The organism is Saccharothrix saharensis, assembly GCF_006716745.1.
Taxonomy (GTDB): Bacteria; Actinomycetota; Actinomycetes; order Mycobacteriales; family Pseudonocardiaceae; genus Actinosynnema; species Actinosynnema saharense.
In genome coordinates this window covers 4,607,240-4,626,360 of record NZ_VFPP01000001.1, presented here as the reverse complement: position 1 = coordinate 4,626,360, position 19,121 = coordinate 4,607,240, and the positions used below count along the sequence as shown (strand labels likewise).

Below are 19,121 nucleotides of genomic sequence, written 5' to 3'. Positions count from 1 at the left end.
CTATGGGGTGAGCGCGAGCGCGGTCGTGCCGTTCAGCGCAACGATCCGGCCGCCGCGCGCGCCCAGGTCGCGCAGGGTCCGCGGCGCGTCGGGGGCGGTCAGGTCGATGGTCAGGTCGGTGAGGGTCGGCTTGTCCACCAGCGCGCGGCGGGCGGCGTGACCGGCCTCGATGGTCTTGGCCAGGCCGCCGGTCGAGGCGAGCGAGCCGCGGGCCGCGCCCAGCCTGCCCAGCGCGTCGTCCACGGCGTCGAGCAGCGCGCCGCGGTTGCCCTCGCACATCGCGCGGACGAGTTCGGGGCGGCTGCCCGCGACGCGGGTGCCGTCGCCGAACGAGCCGGCGGCCAGGGAGAGGGCCAGCGGTCCGCCGTCCGCGCCGACGCTGGCGAGGACGGCGGCGAGCAGGTGCGGCAGGTGGGAGATGCGGGCCACCGCGGCGTCGTGCTCGGTGGCGGTGGTGGGGACGACGTGCGCTTTCGCGGCCAGGGCCAGGTCGACCACGTCGGTGAGGACGTCCCGGTCGGCGTCGTCCTCGGTGGTGACGACCCAGGCGGCGTCGTGGAAGAGGTCCGCGCGGCCCGCGGTCCAGCCGGAGGAGGAGGTGCCCGCCATCGGGTGGCCGCCGACGTAGCGGGCGTGCGGCGCGACCCGGCGGACCAGGTCGGCGACCGGGCCCTTGACGCTGACGACGTCGGTGAGGCGGACGTTCGCGGGGAGCGCGCGGAGCACTTCTTCCACAGCCGGCAGCGGGACCGCGACGACGACGAGCGCGTCCTCCGAGTGCGCGCGGTCGAGTGCCGAGGCGAGGTCGAGGACGTCGTGGCCGTCCTGCCGGGCCGCCTCCGCGTCGGCTGTCGAAGCGGTCGCGCCCCAGGTCACGCGCCCTGCGGCGGCTGCCGCGCGCAACACCGAACCGCCGATCAACCCGAGCCCGACCACGCAGACGCTTCGCACGGCGCCCATCCTGCCGGCGCGGGCCGCTGCCCCCTACTTGTCCACAGGACAGGAGTTGTCCACAGATCCCGGGTCGGCCATCGCCGACCCCCGCGATCGAGGGCAGGGTCGAAGCCATGAACACCACCACAGCCCGGACCGTGCCCCCGATCCCGTCCCCGTCCCCGTCCCGCGGTCGGCTCGGCCGGCTTCGGGCTACCGCAGGGCGTCCAGGGCGAACGCCGTGTAGACGACGACCCCGTGCTCCATGGCGGCTTCGTCGAAGAGCACGCGGTTGGAGTGGTTCGGCTCCGCCCGTTCCAGCTCGACCCCACGCGGGCAGGCGCCCAGGAAGGCCATCGCGCCGGGCACCCGTTGCAGCACGTAGGAGAAGTCCTCGGCGCCCATCAGGGGGTCGTCCATGGGCGCGGCCCACCGCGAGCCGAGGGCCGCCGCGGTGATGTCGACGACGTGCGGGCCGACCACGTCGTCGTTCACCGTGACCGGGTAGCCGGGGACGATCCTCACCTCGGCCGTGCAGCCGTGCGCGGCGGCCACGTGCGTGACGACCTGCTGGAGCTCGCGGTGCACCAGGGCCCTGGTGTCCTCCGAGAGCGTCCGGATGGTGCCCTCGACCAGCGCGGTCTCCGGGATGATGTTGGTCGTCGTGCCCGCGGCGATGCGCCCGATGGTGACCACGGCCGGCTGGTGGACGCTGACCCGCCGGGCGACCATCGTCTGCAGCGCGCCGACCATGGCGGCGGCGGGCGGCACGGGGTCGAGCGCGTCGTGCGGCATGCCGCCGTGCCCGCCGCGGCCCTTGACCGTGATGTGGAAGGTGTCCGCGGAGGCCATCGTCGGGCCGGGGCGGCAGATGACGACGCCGGACTGGAGCGTGGAGGTGATGTGCAGGGCGAAGGCCTTCTCCACCGGCGTGCCCGCCGCGTCGAGCACGCCCTCGTCGAGCATGTGCCGCGCGCCGTGCTGGCCCTCCTCGCCCGGCTGGAACATGAACACGACCTGGCCGGCCAGCGCGTCGCGGCGTGACGAGAGCAGGCGTGCGGCGGAGGCGAGCATGGCGACGTGCGTGTCGTGGCCGCAGGCGTGCATGGAGCCGTCGATCTCCGAGGCGTAGGCCAGGCCGGTCTCCTCTTGGAGCGGCAGCGCGTCCATGTCGCCGCGCAGCAGCACGGTCGGCCCCGGCTTGCCGCCGCGCAGCACGGCGGTGACCGAGCTGCTGGACGTCCCGGTGGTCACCTCGAGCGGGAGGCCGGACAGCGCGTGCTGGATCGCGGCCTGGGTCGCGGGCAGGTCCAACCCCTGCTCCGGGTGCCGGTGCACCTGCCGTCGCAACGCCACTGTCCTGGGCTGGAGGGCTCGGGCGGCCTCCACGAGCCCGGTGAACCGGGGCTCGGGGGCGGTCGTCTGTGCGTTCGGCAGAGTTGTGCTCATCCCACGATAGTGGCACCGCCAGGCCCCCCGTGCCCGTGGCCGAGGCCCCCGTGCTACCGGGTGCGTCGGTGTGGCCCTACGGTGTGCACATGGCACACCAGGAGCCGGTCAACGGCTTCGCTGTCGCGGTGGTTCGTGAGGACGGCCGATGGCGGTGCAGCAAGATGGACAGCTCGGCGCTGTCCGAGCTCGACGCGGCGATCACGGAGCTGCGCCAACTGCGCTCGACGGGTGCCGTCTTCGGGCTGCTGGCGGTGGACGACGAGTTCTTCATCGTCCTGCGCCCGGTGCCCGGCGGGGTGTCCCTCCTGCTCTCCGACGCGGCGGCGGCGCTGGACTACGACATCGCCGCCGACGTGCTCGACCTGCTCCGGGTGGACCCACCGGACGAGGAGGACGACGAGCTGTGGCCGGAGGGCGACCTGGCCGTCCTCGCCGACCTCGGCATGCCGCAGCACGAGTTGCAGGTGATCGTGGACGAGGTCGACCTGTACCCGGACGAGCAGCTGCAGATGATCGCGCAGCGCTGCGGCTTCGGCGACGAGTTCACCAAGATCCTGGACAGCCTGCAAGCGTGACCCGCGCACCCGGCCCGACGAGCCCACCGCGGTCCCACCCGCCCTCGACGAGCACCCCTCCGCGTCCGACGGCGGTACCCCCGACGCCCGCCTGGGGTCCGACCGCCGCGACGGGGGCGTCCGCGGTGGACCGGTCGGGACCCGGCGGCGCCGACCGGAGTCGGCCGCTGTGACGGAGGGGGCAGCGTGATCAGCCAGGCGTCCGACGAGGCGATGGTCGAGGCCGCCCTGGAAGTCGCCGCGCGCGCCCCCGGTACCGGCGACATCCCGATCGGCGCGGTCGTCTACGGGCCGGACGGGGGCGAACTGGCACGGGCCTGCAACGCGCGCGAAGCGCTGGGCGACCCGACCGCGCACGCCGAGGTCCTGGCCCTGCGCGCCGCCGCCGCGGTCCACGGTGATGGTTGGCGGCTCACCGGTTGCACCCTCGCGGTGACCGTGGAGCCCTGCACGATGTGCGCGGGCGCGTTGGTGCTGGCCCGGGTCGACCGGGTGGTCTTCGGTTGCTGGGAACCGCGCACCGGTGCCGTCGGCTCGCTGTGGGACGTGGTGCGTGACCGTCGTCTCAACCACCGGCCGGAGGTGGTCGGTGGGGTCCTGGCCGGGCGCTGCGCCGCCCTGATGGAGTCGTTCTTCGCCGACCTCTGACCGCCCACCGTCCTGACCAGCGTGGACACCACAAGAGCCCCCCGGTTGGGTGTCACCGCACCGGTCTTGTATTGTTCTCGGCGGTGGCGTGTCCGAGCGGCCGAAGGAGCACGCCTCGAAAGCGTGTGAGGTGAAAGCCTCCGTGGGTTCAAATCCCACCGCCACCGCTCAGAACGGGGTCTAGCTGCGACAACGCAGCCGGACCCCGTTCCTGTTTCTGGTGTGCCACCACCGGGACGGGTTCGCAGCGAACACAACTGCGCACCTCGAACCGGAGCACCTGTGGGTACGAAGGCCCTGCTGGAATGGGATCTCGGTCACTCCCTCCACCGCCACTGGCACGCGCTCGCCCGCGACTGGCGACGCTCCCTCCGAGCGGACGGCAAGAGCGACGCCACCATCCGGATCTACCTGACAGCGGTCCGGCACCTCGTCGCGTGGCTCATCGCGGAGGACGATCTCTGCACCGCTGATGAGGTCACTCGGAGTCGGATTCGGGGCTGGGTGGCGCACATGATCGAGACGCGCTCCGCCGCCACCGCGAACACCAACTACCGGGCGATCCGGCCGTTCTTCGCGTGGCTGATCGGTGAAGGCGTCATCCCGCGTTCGCCGATGGAGGGCACGCGGCAACCCAAGACGCCCGACAAGCCGATTCCCGTCATCCGCGACCGGGAGATGACCAAGCTCCTGAACGCCTGCGCCGGACGCGGGTTCCTGGCGTTGCGCGATCGGGCGATCATCCGCCTGCTCGCGGACACGGGTGTGCGTCGAGGCGAGATCGCCGGTCTGGACGTGGTGGACGTGGACTTGGACTACGACTTCATCCGGGTGACGGGCAAGGGTGGCCACGTGCGGACCGTGCCGTTCGGCGCGAAGACCGGCAGGGCGCTCACGCAATACCTCCGGACGCGGGAGACGCACAAGCTCGCGACTCTGCCCGCACTCTGGCTGGGCGCGTCGAGCAGGGGACGGCTGAGCCCGGTCGCGCTCGGGCACATGCTCACCAGACGCGGGACCGCAGCGGGCGTCGAAGGACTCCACACCCATCAGTTCCGGCACACGTTCGCGCACACCTTCCGCAAGCTCGGTGGCAACGACTCCGACCTCAAGCGGCTGGGCGGGTGGAAGTCGGACGCCATGCTGGAGCGCTACGGCAGGAGCGCAGCCGATGAACGCGCGCACGAGGCGCATCGGCGATTGGCCATCGGCGACCGCTACTAGCTGCGACTTCAGCCACCTGGAACGGCAACTCCCAGCAGGGACGCGATCGTCTTCGGATTCGATCCAGCCAGTGACTTGCATCACTCCAGGTTGTAGGAGGGTCTTCCACGTGGGGTGTACCCGGTGACAGGCACATCTGTCGCTCGCTCGCAGCAGAACCCAGGAGAAGGCACGTGCCTATCAACCTCGGTGGCCTGACGTGCGCAGCCGTCGCCTACACGCCGCCGGATGAACCACCCCGTCCCGATCCGATCCACGAGGCCGCGACGCTCATGAGGGAGGCCATCGAACACGACAGATCAACAGGCATGACCCGAGAACTTGAGGTGAGCACGCCCGACTACTGCGCAGGAGCGCTCGAAGCCCTGGCAGGTATCCGAATGGTGGCCATCGCGCAAGCACGAACGCGCGCCAACGCCCGGGCGGCAGATGCGGTATTCGCCGTGTCGCACCACTACCGGTGCAACGCCGAGTTCAGGGCCGCGTTCGAGGCCCGTACCGCGGAGCTGTTGAAGGAGGCTCGATCGGGTGAGTGAGACCGGACGCAAGATCACGAAGCAGCTCGGATCGACCGATCTGAGCTTGGCGCTCGACCTGGCGCGGCGGATGAACCACCTCGTTCACCACGTGCCGGAACTGGGCTTCCTCGTCTGGGACGACACGCGGGGGCACTGGCGGTTGGACAAGCTCGGTGGCACGTCCCGCGCTGCCAACGCGATGGCATCCGATCTCGCCGCGGCCGCGCTGGCCGTGGGCACCCGAGCGGAGGAAGCCGCCGAGCGCGACCCGAGGGCACAGGGGACCCTGGAGCTGAAGGAGGTTGCCGCACTCGCGTTGCAGCAGGCTCGCCGTGCGTCGTCCTACCAGGGCATCACAGCGGTGCTCCGGACTCTGAAGACCTTGGAGGGGAGTACCGAAGGCGGAACGCGGTTCGTCGTGCCTCGCGACTTGGAGGACTTCGACGCGAGCCCGGAGCTGTTGACCGTCTCCAACGGCACCGTCGACCTCACCACGGGCGAGCTGTTCGAGTCCGATCCCGCCGAGTTGATCACTCGGGGGCTGGCCGTGCCGTACGACCCGGACGCGGGGGCTCCGCGCTGGACTCGGTTCCTCGCGGAGTGCCACCCGGACCGGCCGGAGGTGCCTGCCTTCCTGCAACGCCTGTACGGCTACGGGTTGTTCGGCCACACCGATGAGCACGTGTTCGCGGTGCACTACGGCAAGGGGCGCAACGGCAAGAGCGTGTTCGCCGAAACCCTGAAGCACGTCACCGAAGGGCACACGTTCACCGCGCCGTTCACGACCTTCGTCGCGGGGGAGCGGAAAGCCGGCGGACCGTCCAGCGACCTCGCGGCCATGCGGGGTGCGCGGTACGTGTGGGCGTCCGAGGGGCCGAAGCGCGCGGAACTCGCAGAAGCTCAGATCAAGGAACTGACCGGAGGTGACAGCGTGTCCGCGCGGTTCCTGCACCGCGAGTTCTCCACGTTCAAGCCGCAGGCGTTGATCTCGTTGGTGTCGAACTACCGACCGACGATCGCGGGCACCGATGACGGGATCTGCGAACGGGTCCTCCTCGTCAGGTGGGCACGGAAGTTCGAGGCGCACGAGCGCGACCCGAAGTTGGCGGAGGCGTTGCGCGCGGAGGCTCCGGGCATCCTGGCGTGGTTGGTGCGCGGAGCGGTCGAGTACGCCCGTGACGGGCTTCAGGTCCCTGCGTGCATCCGACGTGATCGGGACGGCTACCGAGCCGATCAGGACACCCTGGACGGGTTCTACGGCCCGGACATGATCCTCGCGCGGGCGGAGTCCGGCAGCGTGCCGCTCAAGGAGGTGCACGAGGCGTACTTCGACTGGGCGGAGGAGGAAGGCCACGCTGAGCGGTACCGCTACACCCTGCGCAACCTGAAGACCGAACTGGAGAACCGTGGGTTCACCTTCGGTCGAACCGGCGGGCGGCAGATGATCCGCAACGCCCGGTTGAACCGTCCGGGCACCCACCCGTCATTGCCGGTCGCCGGCGTCTGATTGACGCGGTGAGGTGCGCAGGTGCGTACCCGGGCTTCATCGGCAATTTATGATTAGCGTTCTGACCTGACCCTACAACTCCTTGAGTGCAAGAGAGGATCTATTTGCACCTGCCCACCTCCGCGTGAATGCGGCGGTTTGGTCGGCGGCAGGTTGATCCGACGGGGAGGGCGGTCCGAAAGTTCAGGGCTGCTCTCCTCGTCGGACACCCCGGTCCCTCTTCTCGCACACCCTGAGTGAGGTGGCATTTTTTCGACAGAAGGCGCTGGTCACAAAGCTGTCCGGCCTGTATCAGCAGGTCGCTAGATGCTCTTGAGCGGGTGTTAACAGGTGTTGAGTGCGTGATAGCGGCTCATTCGGTGCCGCGTCCACATGCGTGCGGCTGTGGTGGTCGCGGTGCTCGGAAATCGGCGTTCCCAGATTCGGACTGCAGACGCGGCCAACGCGGTAAGAACATCGGGTGGTGTCGTGGCGAAATCCGGCGACTGCTGTGCCGCCCAGTGTTCGGCCGCGTCGGGTTGGTGTCCGGCGGCGATGAGGCGGATGACGAGCAGTGCGGGATCGATCCACGTTGCCCCGGTTCGCCACCAGGCCCAGTCGATCACCTTCGCGGTGTCGGTGATGAGGAAGTTCGCCGGGTTGAGGTCGGAGTGGACCAGGTGGTCGCCGTGCATGTGGTCGGGGGCTTTCGCGGCCCAGTCGGTGATCAGGTCGGCGTTGGTCGCGGACCACGGGTCGGTGTTCGGGGGTGGCGTGGCGAGTTCGGCCTTGAGGGCGTGCGCCCACTGGTTCGCCATCGGGCGTCGCGGGGTTGGCGGTGGTGCGATTCGCCGGATCCGGGTCACCGCGTCGGCCACCGCGGGGAGGTCGTCGGAGTCGGGGGAGAGGTCGGCGTGGTGACCGGCCGCGTGCTCGAAGCCGAGGATCAGCCAGTCGTCCTGCTCGACGTGCCACAGCAGCCGCGGGGCGAGGTCAGCGGGTAGGTACGGGCTGATCGCGAGTTCGTTGCGGTGCATGGCGGCCAACGGCGAACCCGTCGTGATCCCCTTGCAGAACACCGGCCCGGACGGCGTGGTCAGCGTGACGGCGAGTTCGGAGTTCCGGCCACCATCCGGTGACGTCGCCTCCGACACTGGACCGGTGTGCTGCTCCACGGCCTGCCGCACCCCTTCGGGCAGGCCGTGCCAATCACGACGGGTCGCCATCCCTGTTCCTGTTCCGGGGCTAACGCCCCATCGTCACAAGCGTCCGGCGTTGTGCCGCCGCACCGTCGCCGTCACCGCCTTGACCGCAGTTGGTGCACCCCGCGTGGCACTGGGAGCACTGGGCGGACTCCGCGGTGGCCCACAGCTCCGGATCGACCGTGAAGCCGGCGGCACGCATCGCGTCCACCGTAGGTGCGAGCACCTTCGCGGTGTCGGAGCGCGTCGCACGCGGTGGGGTGAACTCCTCGGGCACGTGGTGCAGGAACCGACCCGCCACCCGCTCGCAGAACTCCGCGTAGTCGACGGTGTTCAGGATGAACTGGTGCCACCCGAGGTCGACTCGCAGGCTCGGGCGGAAGTGACCGTCCGGATTGTCGGCGCACACCTTCAGGAAGGCCACGGTCGCGTCCACGATGCGAACCGCCTCATCCCCGGTCATTCCCGCATGCTCGTTGATGAGTTGTCGGATCAGACGATTGCGGACGTCGTCGGAAATCAACGCCTCGGTTGGTGGCTTGACCACGGAAAGTGTCATCGCTCCCTCATTCCCCACGTGAGCCATCCGGGTGGCGGGACCGGGGATTCCTGTCGGGGAAGCAATTCCCGGTCCCGCTGTTGGGGCTTGTGCCCTACGAGTAGCGTGGCTGTAGCGGAGCGTCATTGGAACGGTTCCGGCGTCCACAGCCGTCCACAGCGCGGGGGAGACGGTCTTGATGTTCGAAACGGCGAGAGCACTGCGGGCGGCTCGGCAAGCCGCAGGGATGAGTCTGGGGGTGTTGGCGCAACGCACTCACTACAGCAAGTCGTTGCTCGGGATGGTGGAAAATGGTCAGCGCACGGCGACACCTGAACTGGTAGCGGCCTACGAGCGTGCGCTTGGCGCACAGGGGTTGGGTGAGGACGTGAACAGGCGTGAACTGTTGGCGGCAGCCGCTGCGGTGCTTGCCGGGACCGCCACCCCCGATCCGCTGGTCCGACTGCTCGACGGGCTCGGTGCGTCCGGTGTGCCGGGGAGGGTGGGTCGGTCCGAAGTGGAGGCCGTGCAGCAGGCCACGACGGTGTACACGACGATGGACCTCCGGTATGGGGGTGAGGTCGCGGCGGACGTGTCCAGCGGCGCACTCAGGTGGGCCGTGAGCCTCCTGGACGCTCCGATGCGTGCCGACACCCGCGTGGAACTGTGCGAAGCGGTGGGCGCACTTGCGGACCGGACCGCGTGGACGCACTTCGATTCCGGCCGGACCTACTCCGCGCGGAGGCTGTCCACGCTCGCGCTTCGCACTGCGGACGAGGGCACCGATCCGGACCTTCGTGCGCACGTGCTGCTGAACATGGCTGCCCAGGTCGGCGACGCCCTCCCCGATGAAGCCGTCCGCCTGGTCGAGTCCGCGCTGTCGGACCAACGGGTCTGCGGCTTGGAACGCGCGAACCTGCACGCGGGCCTTGCCGGTCACCTCGCGAAGACCGGCGGGCACGACGACGCGCTTCGCCACATCACGCAGGCGGAGAAGCTCGCCGAACGCGGTGGCGATCGACCCGAGTGGGCGGGCTTCCTCACCACCGAGCACTTGGACTCGATCATCACCCTTGCCCTGGCGTCGGCGGGCGAGGACGACGAGGCGATCCGCCGCTTCGAAGACCTGATCCCGCGCATGGGCGCGGACCGGCTGCGCGGGAAGGCGGGACGGATGATCGACCTGGCGGGGCTCTACGCGAAGACCGGTCGGCTGGACGAGGCGCGGGACTTGGCGGATCAAGCAGGCGCGGCGCTGAGCGACGTGCGCTCCACACGGGTGACCGATCGGCTCGCGACGTTGCGTCGGAGCATCGCCGCCTGATGGCGGGAAGGCTTGCCGGAGCGACACACAACTTGGCAAGATCGTGAGCAGTGGGGCTGCGACCAGCCCCGGCGATCTCGTCCTGATGGCGCCGGTCGTGCGGATCGAAACCGCTGGTCAGAGCGGCACCCGGCAAGGTGCTCGTTGTTCTCGGCGGTGGCGTGTCCGAGCGGCCGAAGGAGCACGCCTCGAAAGCGTGTGAGGTGAAAGCCTCCGTGGGTTCAAATCCCACCGCCACCGCTGCTCAGAGCCCCGGTTGCCGATCACGGCAGCCGGGGCTCCGACGTTCGGTGGCGTTCCTGGTGGCAGTCGACGCCGGCGGAACGGCCTCGCGGCCGCTTCTCGGGACGTGCGGTACCACTTCGGAGCGGTTCGCAGCGCGTGCAGCACGCTCGCGGACTTCCGCCGGGGTCAGGTCCCACGGCCACCGCTCCGCAGCGCCCCGAGTGCCATCACGGCACCTGGGACCCCTGCTTCGCCGCCTCCCGCACCTCGGCCAACCGCGCCGCCCACCGCATGACGATCTGGTTGCCGTCACCCACGAGTCGCTTGTACTCCTGCTCCAGACCGACGAGCTCCCGGAAGGTCCGGCTGAGCTTGACGTGCTTGGCGTAGAAGTCCACGACGTCGATCCGGTCCGGCCGGAGCTCTTTCCCGGCCTCGATGTTGACCACCGCGTCATCGATCGCGTGACCGATCGACTCGATCAACTCCACGCCCGCGGGGTGTTCGGACGCGTCGCGCAGCAACTTGGTCATCACCGGGTCGAGTTCGATCGAGCGCGCGGAGTACCGAGCCGCCTCGCTGGTGTGGCGGAGACTCAGCGGCAGGCTGTCGTTCGCGAACCGGATCAGGTTGGCGATGTGGGCGGACTGCTTCGCGCGGCGGGCCCGCAGTCGTATGTCGTTGTCGTAGTACGTGTCGGCGGTGGCCAGGCGCTGGGCGACCGTCGTCCGGGCTCCCACGACCGCGTCGTGCCAATCCGGCAGCAGCGCCTCGACCTTCGCGATCAAGCCGAGCAGGTCGTCCTCTTCGTCTTCCGGTGCCGCCGGCCGCTCGTTGTCCCGCTGCACCTCGGCCAAGCGGGTCTCGATGTCGGTCAGGCGCGTCACCAACCGGTTCACCGACAGCCGGTACTCGCTCGAGTCGGGGCCGAGCAGGCGCAGCGAGGACCAGTCCTCGTACTGGGTCCGCGCGACGCTGGCCACCAACTCGTCGGTGCTGTCCACGTCCAGGCCCGCGACCGGTACGTAGAGGACCGGCAGGATGAACTCCTGCAAGCCCAGGCTGGTGGCCTGCGCGGAGAACTCGATGAACTCCCGCCGGCACTCGGGGCGGCTGAAGTACCTCGGCGTGATGATCGGGATGAAGAAGGTCGCCGCCGACAAGCCCGTGTCGATGCGTTCCTTCCAGTTGTCACCCCACTGCAGCGCGGTTCGGTCGACGAACAGTTCCAGCGTTCGGCCGGTGAGCAGGTCGTATTCCTCGGCGATGCTCTCGGCGAGCTTCAGGATGCCACCTCGCGCCGAGCGGTCGTCGTCGTGCGCGTAGCTCCAGAAGCCGATCGCGTCACTGGTCGTCATCCCCGCGAGGGTAGTCGGCGCGCCGCACGCGCACGGGCGCCGAGCCGGACCTCGTCAGGTCCGGGTCGGCGCCCCTGTCGTGCCTGTCGTGCCCGTGCCGGCGCTGGGAGGGCCACCGGGGAGGGCACGGCCGTGACCCTACCCTACGTTCGAACACACGTTCGATAGCGGGTAATGGTCAACCGTTAGTGATGGCGTCTTCCGTCGTTCACTCGATACGGGGAGGATGCGCGCAGCCGCCAACTACGGAGGACCCGTTGAGACCTACCCCGCTCCGCGTCGGGCTGGCGGTCACCGCCGCCTCGGCCGTGACGTTCGCCCTCGCCACGCCGATCCTCGCGGCACCGAGCCAGGACGCCCTCGTCGCCGAGGTCTACGGAGGCGGCGGCAACTCCGGTGCCACGTTGACCCGGGACTTCGTCGAACTCGGCAACGCGGGCGCCACGCCGCTCGCCGTCGACGGCTGGAGCGTGCAGTACCTCCCGGCGAGCGCGAGCGCCTCCAGCCAGTGGCAGGTCACCCCGCTGACCGGCTCGATCCCCGCCGGCGGGCGGTTCCTGGTCGCCGAGGCCAAGGGTGCGGGCGGCACGGTGGAGCTGCCGACGCCGGACGTCACCGGCACGATCGCCATGGGCGGCAGCGGCGGCACGATCGCCCTGGTCACCGCGACCACCCCGTTGACCTGCAAGACCGCCGCCGACTGCGCCGCCGACACCCGTGTGCGCGACCTGGTCGGCTACGGCTCGTCCACCGTGGTCCGGGAGACCTCGCCGACGGCCAACCCCGGCAACACCACGTCGGCCGCCCGGCCCGCGTTGACCGACACCGACGACAACGCGGCGGACTTCGCCGTCGGCGCGCCGACCCCGGTCAACTCGCGGGGCCAGGGCCCCGGCACCCCGGATCCGGACCCGGAGCCCGAGCCCGGCGACAAGCGCATCCGCGACATCCAGGGCACGACCCGCGTCTCGCCGCTGCTGGGCCAGAAGGTCAGCGGCGTGCCCGGCGTCGTCACGGCGACCCGCGCGATCGGCGACCGCGGATTCTGGATCCAGGACACCGCCCCGGACACCGACCCGCGCACCAGCGAGGGCGTGTTCGTCTACACGGCGGGCCTCGCCCCGACCGTCGAGCCCGGCGACGCGGTGCTGGTCTCCGGCACGGTCGCGGAGTACCGGCCGGGCGGTGACGCGGCGAGCAACTCCAACCAGACGCTCACCGAGATCACCGGCGCGACGGTCACCGTCACGTCCCGGGGCAACGCCCTGCCGACGCCTGAGGAGCTGACCCCGCCGCCGGGCTACCTGCCCACCGCGAACGGCGGCAGCATCGAGGCGCTCCCGCTCGACCCGGCGACCTACGGCCAGGACTACTACGAGTCCCGCGAGGGCATGTACGTCCAGGTGGACGACGCCCGCGTGGTCGGACCCACGAACAGCTTCGGCGAGACGTGGATCACCACCCTCCCCGACCAGAACCCGACCGCCCGCGGCGGCACGATCTACCTCGGCTACGACCAGCCCAACAGCGGCCGGATCAAGGTCAAGCCGGGTGCGGCGACGCCGCAGGCCAGCAACGTCGGCGACGTGTGGCGCGGCGCGACGGTCGGCAACGTCGAGTACACCAACTTCGGCGGCTACACCCTGGCCGCGAAGACCGTCGGCGAGCACGTGTCCGGCGGCACCACGCCCGAGGTCACCGACGCGCAGCGCGCGTACGAGCTGTCGGTGGCCACCTACAACGTGGAGAACCTGGCCGCCACGAACGACCAGGCCAAGTTCGACCGCCTCGCCGCGGCCGTGGTGGACAACCTGCGGAACCCCGATGTCGTCGTGCTGGAGGAGATCCAGGACGACAACGGCGCGACCGACGACGGCACGGTGGCGGCGGACGCGACGTTCACCAGGTTCACCGACGCCATCGTGGCCGCGGGCGGCCCGCGCTACCAGTGGCGCCAGATCGACCCGGTCAACAAGGCCGACGGCGGCGAGCCGGGCGGCAACATCCGGGTGGCGTTCCTGTTCAACGCGGCGCGGGTGTCCTTCGTGGACCGCGCGGGCGGCGACGCGACCACGCCGGTGTCCGTCGTGCGGCAGCACGGCCGCGCCGCGCTGTCGGTGTCGCCGGGCCGCATCGCGCCCGCCGACCCGGCGTGGACCAGCAGCCGCAAGCCGCTGGCCGGCGAGTTCACGTTCCGCGGCCGCAAGGTGTTCGTGGTCGCGAACCACTTCAACTCCAAGGGCGGCGACCAGGCCATGCACGGCCGCTACCAGGAGCCGGTGCGCGGCTCGGAGGTGCAGCGCGCTCAGCAGGCCGCGCTGCTGCGCGGTTTCGTGGACCAGGTCAAGGCCGTCGACAAGGGCGCCAACGTGGTCCTCGCGGGTGACATCAACGACTACCAGTTCTCGCCCGCGGTCCGCACGCTGACCGGCAACGGCGACGTGGTGGCCCTGATCGACACCCTGCCCGCGGCCGAGCGCTACAGCTACGTGTTCGAGGGCAACTCGCAGACCCTCGACCACATCCTGATCAGCGCCAACATCACCCGGTACCGCTACGACGTGGTGCACATCAACGCGGAGTTCGCCGACCAGGCCAGCGACCACGACCCGCAGGTCGTGAAGCTGCGCCCGAGCTCCGGCAACGCGCACGTCGACCAGCTGCTGTTCCTGCTGGAGGACATCGCGGCGCACCTGCCCCGGCCGTAGCGGCACGCGAGGACGAGGCACCCTCGGACGCGGAGTCCGGGGGTGCCTTTCCCTGCCCCGGTCAGCTACCGGCGGGCGCGACCCTCGTGGTCGTGGGCCTCTCCGTGGTCGTGGGATTCCCCGTGGTGGGGTAGGTCGTCGTGGTCGGCGGCAATGCCGTCGTGGTGGGCCGCGGCGTGGTGGTGGGTGCCTGCGTGGTGGTGGTCGGCCTCTCCGTGGTGGTCGGGGGCTGCGTGGTGGTCGGGGGTTGCGTCGTCGTGGTGGGTCGCGGGGTGGTGGTGGGCGGCTGGGGCGCGTCGGCGCAGTACGCGTCCTTCGGCAGGTTGGCGAGCGCGTCGCCCTTGAAGTAGATGGCGCTGGACCACTGCGAGCCACCGTCCTGCCTGCCGACGTTGAGCCACACGTCGTTGGTGTAGCCGAAGTCCGTGACCGACTCGCCGTGCACCCAGCAGTAGACCCCCACCGTCCAGCCGACCAGGATCGGGCTGCCCGGCGCCGTCGTGCACGACGTCGAAGGGCAGTGCCGGACGTTGACGTCGTGCCACGCCGTGGCGCTGTACTGCGGCGGCCCGCTCGCCCCCACCTCGGCCGCCGCCGTGGCCACACCACCGGCGATCAGGCCGGCCGCGGCAGCGGCCACCGCGGCGGCCGTCGTGACGATCCTCATGCGTTCCTCCCCGTAATCGGTCGATCACTGGTTTAAACGCGGTCGGGGGCCCGGAACGTTGCATCGGGTTCACGAGAAGGAGCCCCGGTCACCTGGTGGTGACCGGGGCTCCGGTGTGCGGAGGATACGGGATTTGAACCCGTGAGGGGGTTAACCCAACACGATTTCCAGTCGTGCGCACTAGGCCGCTATGCGAATCCTCCGTGGCGGAGTCTAACGGAGGGTCCGCGCGGCTCCCAAAACGGGTGGTCGGTCGCATCGGTCGTCGATGGGTTCGGTTAGGCTTGCCTAATGAAGCGTGGACTCGTGGTCGTCCTGTCCGCCCTGCTCCTGGCCGCTTGCGGTGGTGGTGGCGGCGGGTCCGAGCCGGCGTCGTCCGGGGTGACGGTCGACACGCGGTTCGGTCCGGTGACGGTCGAGGAGCCGCCGACCCGCGTCGTGGCGTTGGGCTGGTCGGACGCGGAGACGGCGCTCGCGCTCGGTGTGCGGCCCGTGGGCGCGAGCGACTGGCTGGCGTTCGGCGGCAAGGGCGTCGGGCCGTGGGCGGAAGGGCTCTACCAGCAGGCGCCGACGCTGCTCGGCACCACCGAGATCGACTACGAGGCCGTCGCCGCGCTCCAGCCCGACCTGATCCTCAACACCCGGTCGGACAACGACCCGAAGAAGCACGAGACGCTGTCCAGGATCGCGCCGACGATCGGCGCGCCGAAGGACGTGATCCCGTACGGCACGTCGTGGCGGCAGCAGGTCGCCCTGGTCGCGAAGGCGCTGGGCAAGGTGTCCGAGGGCGAGGCGATCGTCGCCGACCTGGACGCGAAGTTCGCCGCGAACAAGAAGTTCGAGGGCAAGACCGCCGTGGTCGGCGCGTACTTCGACGGCAAGTTCGGCGCGTACGTCTCCGGCGACCCCCGTGCCGACTTCATGAAGGCCATCGGCTTCACGCTCCGCGAGGACGTCGAGGACCTGGCCTCGGGCACCTTCTACGTCGACATCTCCGCCGAGCGGCTGGACCTGCTCGCCGCCGACCTGAGCGTGCTGTTCCCCATCGGCGGTGACGCGTCCGCGCTCAAGGCCAACCCGCTGGTGCCGGAGAAGGCGTTGGTCCTGGAGGACAAGAACCTCGTCAACGCCTTCTCCAGCGGTTCGTCGCTCGGCATGGCCTACGCGCTGGACCACGCCGTGCCGCGGTTCACCGCGGCGCTCGGCTAGCAGAACCAGCCGTCGGCCACCCAACCGTTGGCGTTGATGTGGCCGTAGGCGAAGCCGTAGACGTAGTTGCCCGACTTCGGGCCCTTCACCAGGAACGTCTGGCCCCGGTAGAGGGTGCCCATCCACGGGCCGTCGTGCGGGGCGGTGCGGACGTAGAGGTCGTTGGCGCACACGGTCTCGCGTTCGCCGACCGTGCCGTTGGCGGCCCGGGCGGGTGTCGCGGTGACGACGAGCGCGACCGCGGCGACCAGGGCTGCTGCTGCCTTCACCACGAGTCGTACCCCCCGATGCACTCGATCCGGATGTACCCCCAGTCGTTGGGGCCGAAGTCCATGCTCGCCGCCCACCCGTTGTAGACGGGGTGCGCGCCGGGTGTGTGGCCGATCTTGTTGCCGTAGGTGAGGGTGCGCTTGAACTGGACCGGGCCGACGGCGTGGTCGTAGTTGCCGTAGAAGCTCGCGGTCTGGCAGACCACGACGGCGTGCCGGGGCGGTACCGGGTCGGCCGCCGCGGTGGTGGCTCCGAGCAGCAGGGCGGTGCACGCGAGGACGAGCGCCCTCATATGGTTCCTCCTTCACCGGGTAGTGCCACTGGCCGGTGAAATTCTCCCGTGCGCGGGGTGGGTGGGGACAGGTCCGGTGGGGCGACCGGCTACACTGGTCCCGGACCTCGTGCGGCACACATCTCGCGAACCTCCCCAGGGCCGGAAGGCAGCAAGGATAAGCGGGCTCTGGTGGGTGCACGGGGTCCCCTTTCGTTGTCGGACCCTCCCGGTAAGGTCGCCGACGTGGCGCTCGCCCTCTACCGCAAGTACCGTCCGGCGACCTTCGGCGAGGTCGTCGGTCAGGAGCACGTCACCGAACCGCTGCGCACCGCCCTGGCGGCCGGTCGGGTCAACCACGCGTACCTGTTCTCCGGGCCGCGCGGCTGCGGCAAGACGTCCAGCGCCCGGATCATGGCCCGCTCCCTGAACTGCGTGCAGGGCCCGACCCCCGACCCGTGCGGCGAGTGCAACTCGTGCGTCGGCCTCGCGCCCAACGGTCCCGGCAGCGTGGACGTGGTGGAGCTCGACGCGGCCAGCCACGGCGGCGTGGACGACGCCCGCGAGCTGCGGGACAAGGCGTTCTACGCGCCCGCCGAGTCGCGGTACCGGGTGTTCATCATCGACGAGGCGCACATGGTCACCACGCAGGGCTTCAACGCCCTGCTGAAGATCGTGGAGGAGCCGCCCGAGCACCTGATCTTCATCTTCGCCACCACCGAGCCGGACAAGGTGCTGCCCACCATCCGCTCGCGCACGCACCACTACCCGTTCCGGCTGATCCCGCCGAGCTCGATGCGGGCGCTGCTGGAGCGCAACTGCGCCGCCGAGGGCGTGGCGGTCGAGCCGTCGGTGTTCCCGCTGGTCATCCGCGCGGGCGGTGGGTCGGCGCGGGACACGCAGTCGGTGATGGACCAGCTGCTGTCCGGCGCGGGCCCCGAGGGCGTGCGCTACGAGCGGGCGATCGCGCTGCTCGGCGTGACCGACGTGGCGCTGATCGACGACGTGGTGGACGGCCTCGCGCAGGGCGACGGTTCGGCGGTGTTCGGCACGATCGACCGCCTGGTCGACGCCGGGCACGACCCGCGCCGCTTCGCGTCCGACCTGCTCGACCGGCTGCGCGACCTGGTGCTGCTGCACGCCGTGCCGGACGCGGCGGAGCGCGGCCTGGTGTCCGCGCCGGACGACGAGCTGGCCAAGATGATCGCGCAACGCGACGCGACCCGGCCCGCGACGGTCACGCGTTGGGCGGAGATCCTGCACCAGGGCTTGACCGAGATGCGCGGCTCGACCGCGCCCCGCCTGCTGCTCGAGCTGGTGAGCGCGCGGATGCTGCTGCCGTCGGTCGGCGACGCCGAGTCGGGCCTGCTGCAACGCCTGGAACAGCTCGAACGCCACGGTCCACCGGCCGGTGGCGCGTCGGCGGGGCCCGCGCCGGAGACCCGCTTCCAGCGCCCCTCGCAACGCGCCGCGGACCCCGCGCCGGCCCAGGCCGCCGCACCGGCCGCACCCGCGACGAGCACCGCTCCGGCCTCGCCCCCGGTCGCCGCGCCCGCACCGAGTGCCGGCCCGCCCGGGCTGCCCCCGCCCCCGGTGCTGCGGTCGGCCGCCATGAGGTCGGCGGGCAGCACTCCGAGCGCCGGCGAAGGCACTCCCGCCGCACCGCACGCCGCCGGGTCACCCGCCGCCGCGCCGCAGGCCGGTGGGCCGTCCGCGGTCGCGCCCCAAGCCGGCCCACCGCACGCCGCCGTGCCGCACCCGGGTGCGGACGAGCGCGGCCAAGGTGCCGGTCCGCACGCCGCGCCGCCGTCCGGTGCGCCGGGCGAGTGGCCGGCCGCCACGCCGCCCGCCGGCGTGCCCGCGGCCCCCGCACCGGCGGCCCAGGCCGCACCCGCGCCGTCCGCCGGCGGCATCGACGCGGCCGAGGTGCGTCGGCGCTGGTCGGAGCTGTTGGGCGTGGTCCGCGGCGCCAGTCGCAGCACCGAGGCGATGCTCACCAACGCCACCGTCGCCGACGTGGACGGCACCACCGTCACCCTCGCCCACACCTCCGCGCCGCTGGCCCGCCGGCTCGCCGAACCGCGCAACGCCGACGCCATCGCCGCCGCGTTCGCGCAGGTCCTCGGCGGCACCTGGCAGGTGAAGTGCGTGCACGGCGACGCGAGCGCCGCCGCACCGACCCGCCAGGCGCCGCAGAAGCCGCAACGGCCCGCGCCGACCAGGCCGAGCCAGGCGCAGCAGCCGGGGCAGGACCAGGGCCGGCGAGCCGAGCCGAGCCGGTCCGCGCCGTCGGGCCGCCCGCCCGTGGACGACGTGCCGCCGCCGCCCGAGCCGCCGGAGCCCGATGAGCCCCTCCCGCCGGAGCCGGTGGACGAGGAGGAGATGCTGGCCGAGGCCGCCCTCCCCGGCGACGCGGACGACCAGCGGCTCGACCCGGAGGCCGTGGTGCTCAAGCTCCTCGCCGACGAGCTTGGCGCTCGGCCGTTGAAGGGCTGATCGACGCGACTACGCTG

17 protein-coding genes, 3 tRNA genes and 1 other RNA gene are annotated in these 19,121 nt (G+C 71.1%); 12 read left to right on the top strand and 9 right to left on the bottom strand.

Annotated elements, in window-relative coordinates; translation table 11 throughout:
- Together FHX81_RS20295 and FHX81_RS20290 are read right to left on the bottom strand one after the other, a co-directional pair.
- Positions 1-960 (bottom strand): prephenate dehydrogenase, encoded by a 960-nt coding sequence (locus tag FHX81_RS20295; protein WP_211363524.1) that lies wholly within the window; start codon positions 958-960, stop codon positions 1-3.
- Between the two features lie 186 nt (positions 961-1,146).
- Positions 1,147-2,382: a M20 metallopeptidase family protein gene (locus FHX81_RS20290; RefSeq protein WP_141979659.1), complete on the bottom strand. Its 1,236-nt coding sequence runs from the start codon at positions 2,380-2,382 to the stop codon at positions 1,147-1,149.
- Positions 2,383-2,471: 89 nt separating this feature from the next.
- Here FHX81_RS20290 and FHX81_RS20285 point away from each other — a divergent pair, with 89 nt between their 5' ends.
- From FHX81_RS20285 to FHX81_RS20260, 6 genes are all read left to right on the top strand, one after another.
- Entirely contained in the window at positions 2,472-2,960 is a 489-nt protein-coding gene (locus FHX81_RS20285) for a tRNA adenosine deaminase-associated protein (RefSeq protein WP_141979658.1), read from the top strand.
- Positions 2,961-3,173: 213 nt separating this feature from the next.
- On the top strand, positions 3,174-3,608 hold the full coding sequence (locus tag FHX81_RS20280) for a nucleoside deaminase (RefSeq protein WP_141984031.1): 435 nt from the start codon (positions 3,174-3,176) through the stop codon (positions 3,606-3,608).
- Positions 3,609-3,690: 82 nt separating this feature from the next.
- A tRNA-Ser gene (locus FHX81_RS20275) sits at positions 3,691-3,775 on the top strand.
- Between the two features lie 55 nt (positions 3,776-3,830).
- On the top strand, positions 3,831-4,832 hold the full coding sequence (locus FHX81_RS20270; RefSeq protein ID WP_141979657.1) for a tyrosine-type recombinase/integrase: 1,002 nt from the start codon (positions 3,831-3,833) through the stop codon (positions 4,830-4,832).
- A 173-nt stretch (positions 4,833-5,005) separates the two neighbouring features.
- Positions 5,006-5,368 (top strand): hypothetical protein, encoded by a 363-nt coding sequence (locus FHX81_RS20265; protein ID WP_141979656.1) that lies wholly within the window; start codon positions 5,006-5,008, stop codon positions 5,366-5,368.
- The gene (locus FHX81_RS20260) at positions 5,361-6,857 is read left to right on the top strand and encodes a DNA primase family protein (RefSeq protein WP_141979655.1); all 1,497 of its coding nucleotides are present in this window, start codon (positions 5,361-5,363) and stop codon (positions 6,855-6,857) included. The genes FHX81_RS20265 and FHX81_RS20260 overlap by 8 nt, the downstream gene beginning before the upstream one ends.
- A gap of 323 nt (positions 6,858-7,180) precedes the next feature.
- Here the strand turns inward: FHX81_RS20260 and FHX81_RS20255 are convergent, their stop codons facing one another.
- Positions 7,181-8,062 carry a phosphotransferase gene (locus tag FHX81_RS20255; protein WP_141979654.1) on the bottom strand — a complete coding sequence of 294 codons (882 nt, stop codon included), beginning with the start codon at positions 8,060-8,062 and terminating at the stop codon, positions 7,181-7,183.
- Between the two features lie 19 nt (positions 8,063-8,081).
- Positions 8,082-8,597, bottom strand: a complete 516-nt coding sequence (locus FHX81_RS20250; RefSeq protein WP_141979653.1) for a glycine-rich domain-containing protein — start codon at positions 8,595-8,597, stop codon at positions 8,082-8,084.
- 178 nt (positions 8,598-8,775) lie between these two features.
- Between FHX81_RS20250 and FHX81_RS20245 the strand changes: the two genes are divergently transcribed.
- Both FHX81_RS20245 and FHX81_RS20240 read left to right on the top strand, forming a co-directional pair.
- Positions 8,776-9,900 carry a helix-turn-helix domain-containing protein gene (locus tag FHX81_RS20245; protein WP_281291783.1) on the top strand — a complete coding sequence of 375 codons (1,125 nt, stop codon included), beginning with the start codon at positions 8,776-8,778 and terminating at the stop codon, positions 9,898-9,900.
- 155 nt (positions 9,901-10,055) lie between these two features.
- Positions 10,056-10,140, top strand: a tRNA-Ser gene (locus FHX81_RS20240).
- A gap of 212 nt (positions 10,141-10,352) precedes the next feature.
- On the opposite strand, the gene FHX81_RS20235 is transcribed toward FHX81_RS20240, so the two are convergent.
- Entirely contained in the window at positions 10,353-11,483 is a 1,131-nt protein-coding gene (locus tag FHX81_RS20235) for a toll/interleukin-1 receptor domain-containing protein (RefSeq protein ID WP_141979651.1), read from the bottom strand.
- A gap of 257 nt (positions 11,484-11,740) precedes the next feature.
- Here FHX81_RS20235 and FHX81_RS20230 point away from each other — a divergent pair, with 257 nt between their 5' ends.
- Complete coding sequence (locus tag FHX81_RS20230) at positions 11,741-14,191, top strand: endonuclease/exonuclease/phosphatase family protein (RefSeq protein WP_342787218.1); 2,451 nt, start codon at positions 11,741-11,743, stop codon at positions 14,189-14,191.
- 61 nt (positions 14,192-14,252) lie between these two features.
- Here the strand turns inward: FHX81_RS20230 and FHX81_RS41330 are convergent, their stop codons facing one another.
- A complete protein-coding gene (locus FHX81_RS41330; protein ID WP_211363523.1) occupies positions 14,253-14,858 on the bottom strand; it encodes a hypothetical protein in 606 nt (201 codons plus the stop codon).
- 118 nt (positions 14,859-14,976) lie between these two features.
- Positions 14,977-15,061 (bottom strand) — tRNA-Ser (locus tag FHX81_RS20220).
- An 88-nt stretch (positions 15,062-15,149) separates the two neighbouring features.
- Between FHX81_RS20220 and FHX81_RS20215 the strand changes: the two genes are divergently transcribed.
- Positions 15,150-16,067: an iron-siderophore ABC transporter substrate-binding protein gene (locus tag FHX81_RS20215; protein WP_141979649.1), complete on the top strand. Its 918-nt coding sequence runs from the start codon at positions 15,150-15,152 to the stop codon at positions 16,065-16,067.
- On the opposite strand, the gene FHX81_RS20210 is transcribed toward FHX81_RS20215, so the two are convergent.
- Both FHX81_RS20210 and FHX81_RS20205 read right to left on the bottom strand, forming a co-directional pair.
- The gene (locus tag FHX81_RS20210) at positions 16,064-16,336 is read right to left on the bottom strand and encodes a hypothetical protein (RefSeq protein WP_211363522.1); all 273 of its coding nucleotides are present in this window, start codon (positions 16,334-16,336) and stop codon (positions 16,064-16,066) included. The two genes, FHX81_RS20215 and FHX81_RS20210, sit on opposite strands and share 4 nt — an antisense overlap.
- On the bottom strand, positions 16,333-16,629 hold the full coding sequence (locus tag FHX81_RS20205; protein ID WP_141979647.1) for a hypothetical protein: 297 nt from the start codon (positions 16,627-16,629) through the stop codon (positions 16,333-16,335). Before FHX81_RS20205 ends, FHX81_RS20210 begins: the two co-directional genes overlap by 4 nt.
- A gap of 99 nt (positions 16,630-16,728) precedes the next feature.
- On the opposite strand from FHX81_RS20205, the gene ffs reads away from it, so the two are divergent.
- Positions 16,729-16,823, top strand: an RNA gene (ffs, locus tag FHX81_RS20200) — signal recognition particle sRNA small type.
- A gap of 31 nt (positions 16,824-16,854) precedes the next feature.
- The gene (locus FHX81_RS20195; protein WP_141979646.1) at positions 16,855-19,104 is read left to right on the top strand and encodes a DNA polymerase III subunit gamma and tau; all 2,250 of its coding nucleotides are present in this window, start codon (positions 16,855-16,857) and stop codon (positions 19,102-19,104) included.
- Positions 19,105-19,121 lie beyond the last annotated feature (17 nt).

Coding starts and splice junctions, on each gene's coding strand:
- FHX81_RS20295 (WP_211363524.1), bottom strand. CDS start 960: ATGGGCGCCGTGCGAAGCGTCTGCGTGGTCGGGCTCGGGTTGATCGGC.
- FHX81_RS20290 (WP_141979659.1), bottom strand. CDS start 2,382: ATGAGCACAACTCTGCCGAACGCACAGACGACCGCCCCCGAGCCCCGG.
- FHX81_RS20285 (WP_141979658.1), top strand. CDS start 2,472: ATGGCACACCAGGAGCCGGTCAACGGCTTCGCTGTCGCGGTGGTTCGT.
- FHX81_RS20280 (WP_141984031.1), top strand. CDS start 3,174: ATGGTCGAGGCCGCCCTGGAAGTCGCCGCGCGCGCCCCCGGTACCGGC.
- FHX81_RS20255 (WP_141979654.1), bottom strand. CDS start 8,062: ATGGCGACCCGTCGTGATTGGCACGGCCTGCCCGAAGGGGTGCGGCAG.
- FHX81_RS20250 (WP_141979653.1), bottom strand. CDS start 8,597: ATGACACTTTCCGTGGTCAAGCCACCAACCGAGGCGTTGATTTCCGAC.
- FHX81_RS20245 (WP_281291783.1), top strand. CDS start 8,776: ATGTTCGAAACGGCGAGAGCACTGCGGGCGGCTCGGCAAGCCGCAGGG.
- FHX81_RS20235 (WP_141979651.1), bottom strand. CDS start 11,483: ATGACGACCAGTGACGCGATCGGCTTCTGGAGCTACGCGCACGACGAC.
- FHX81_RS41330 (WP_211363523.1), bottom strand. CDS start 14,858: ATGAGGATCGTCACGACGGCCGCCGCGGTGGCCGCTGCCGCGGCCGGC.
- FHX81_RS20215 (WP_141979649.1), top strand. CDS start 15,150: ATGAAGCGTGGACTCGTGGTCGTCCTGTCCGCCCTGCTCCTGGCCGCT.
- FHX81_RS20205 (WP_141979647.1), bottom strand. CDS start 16,629: ATGAGGGCGCTCGTCCTCGCGTGCACCGCCCTGCTGCTCGGAGCCACC.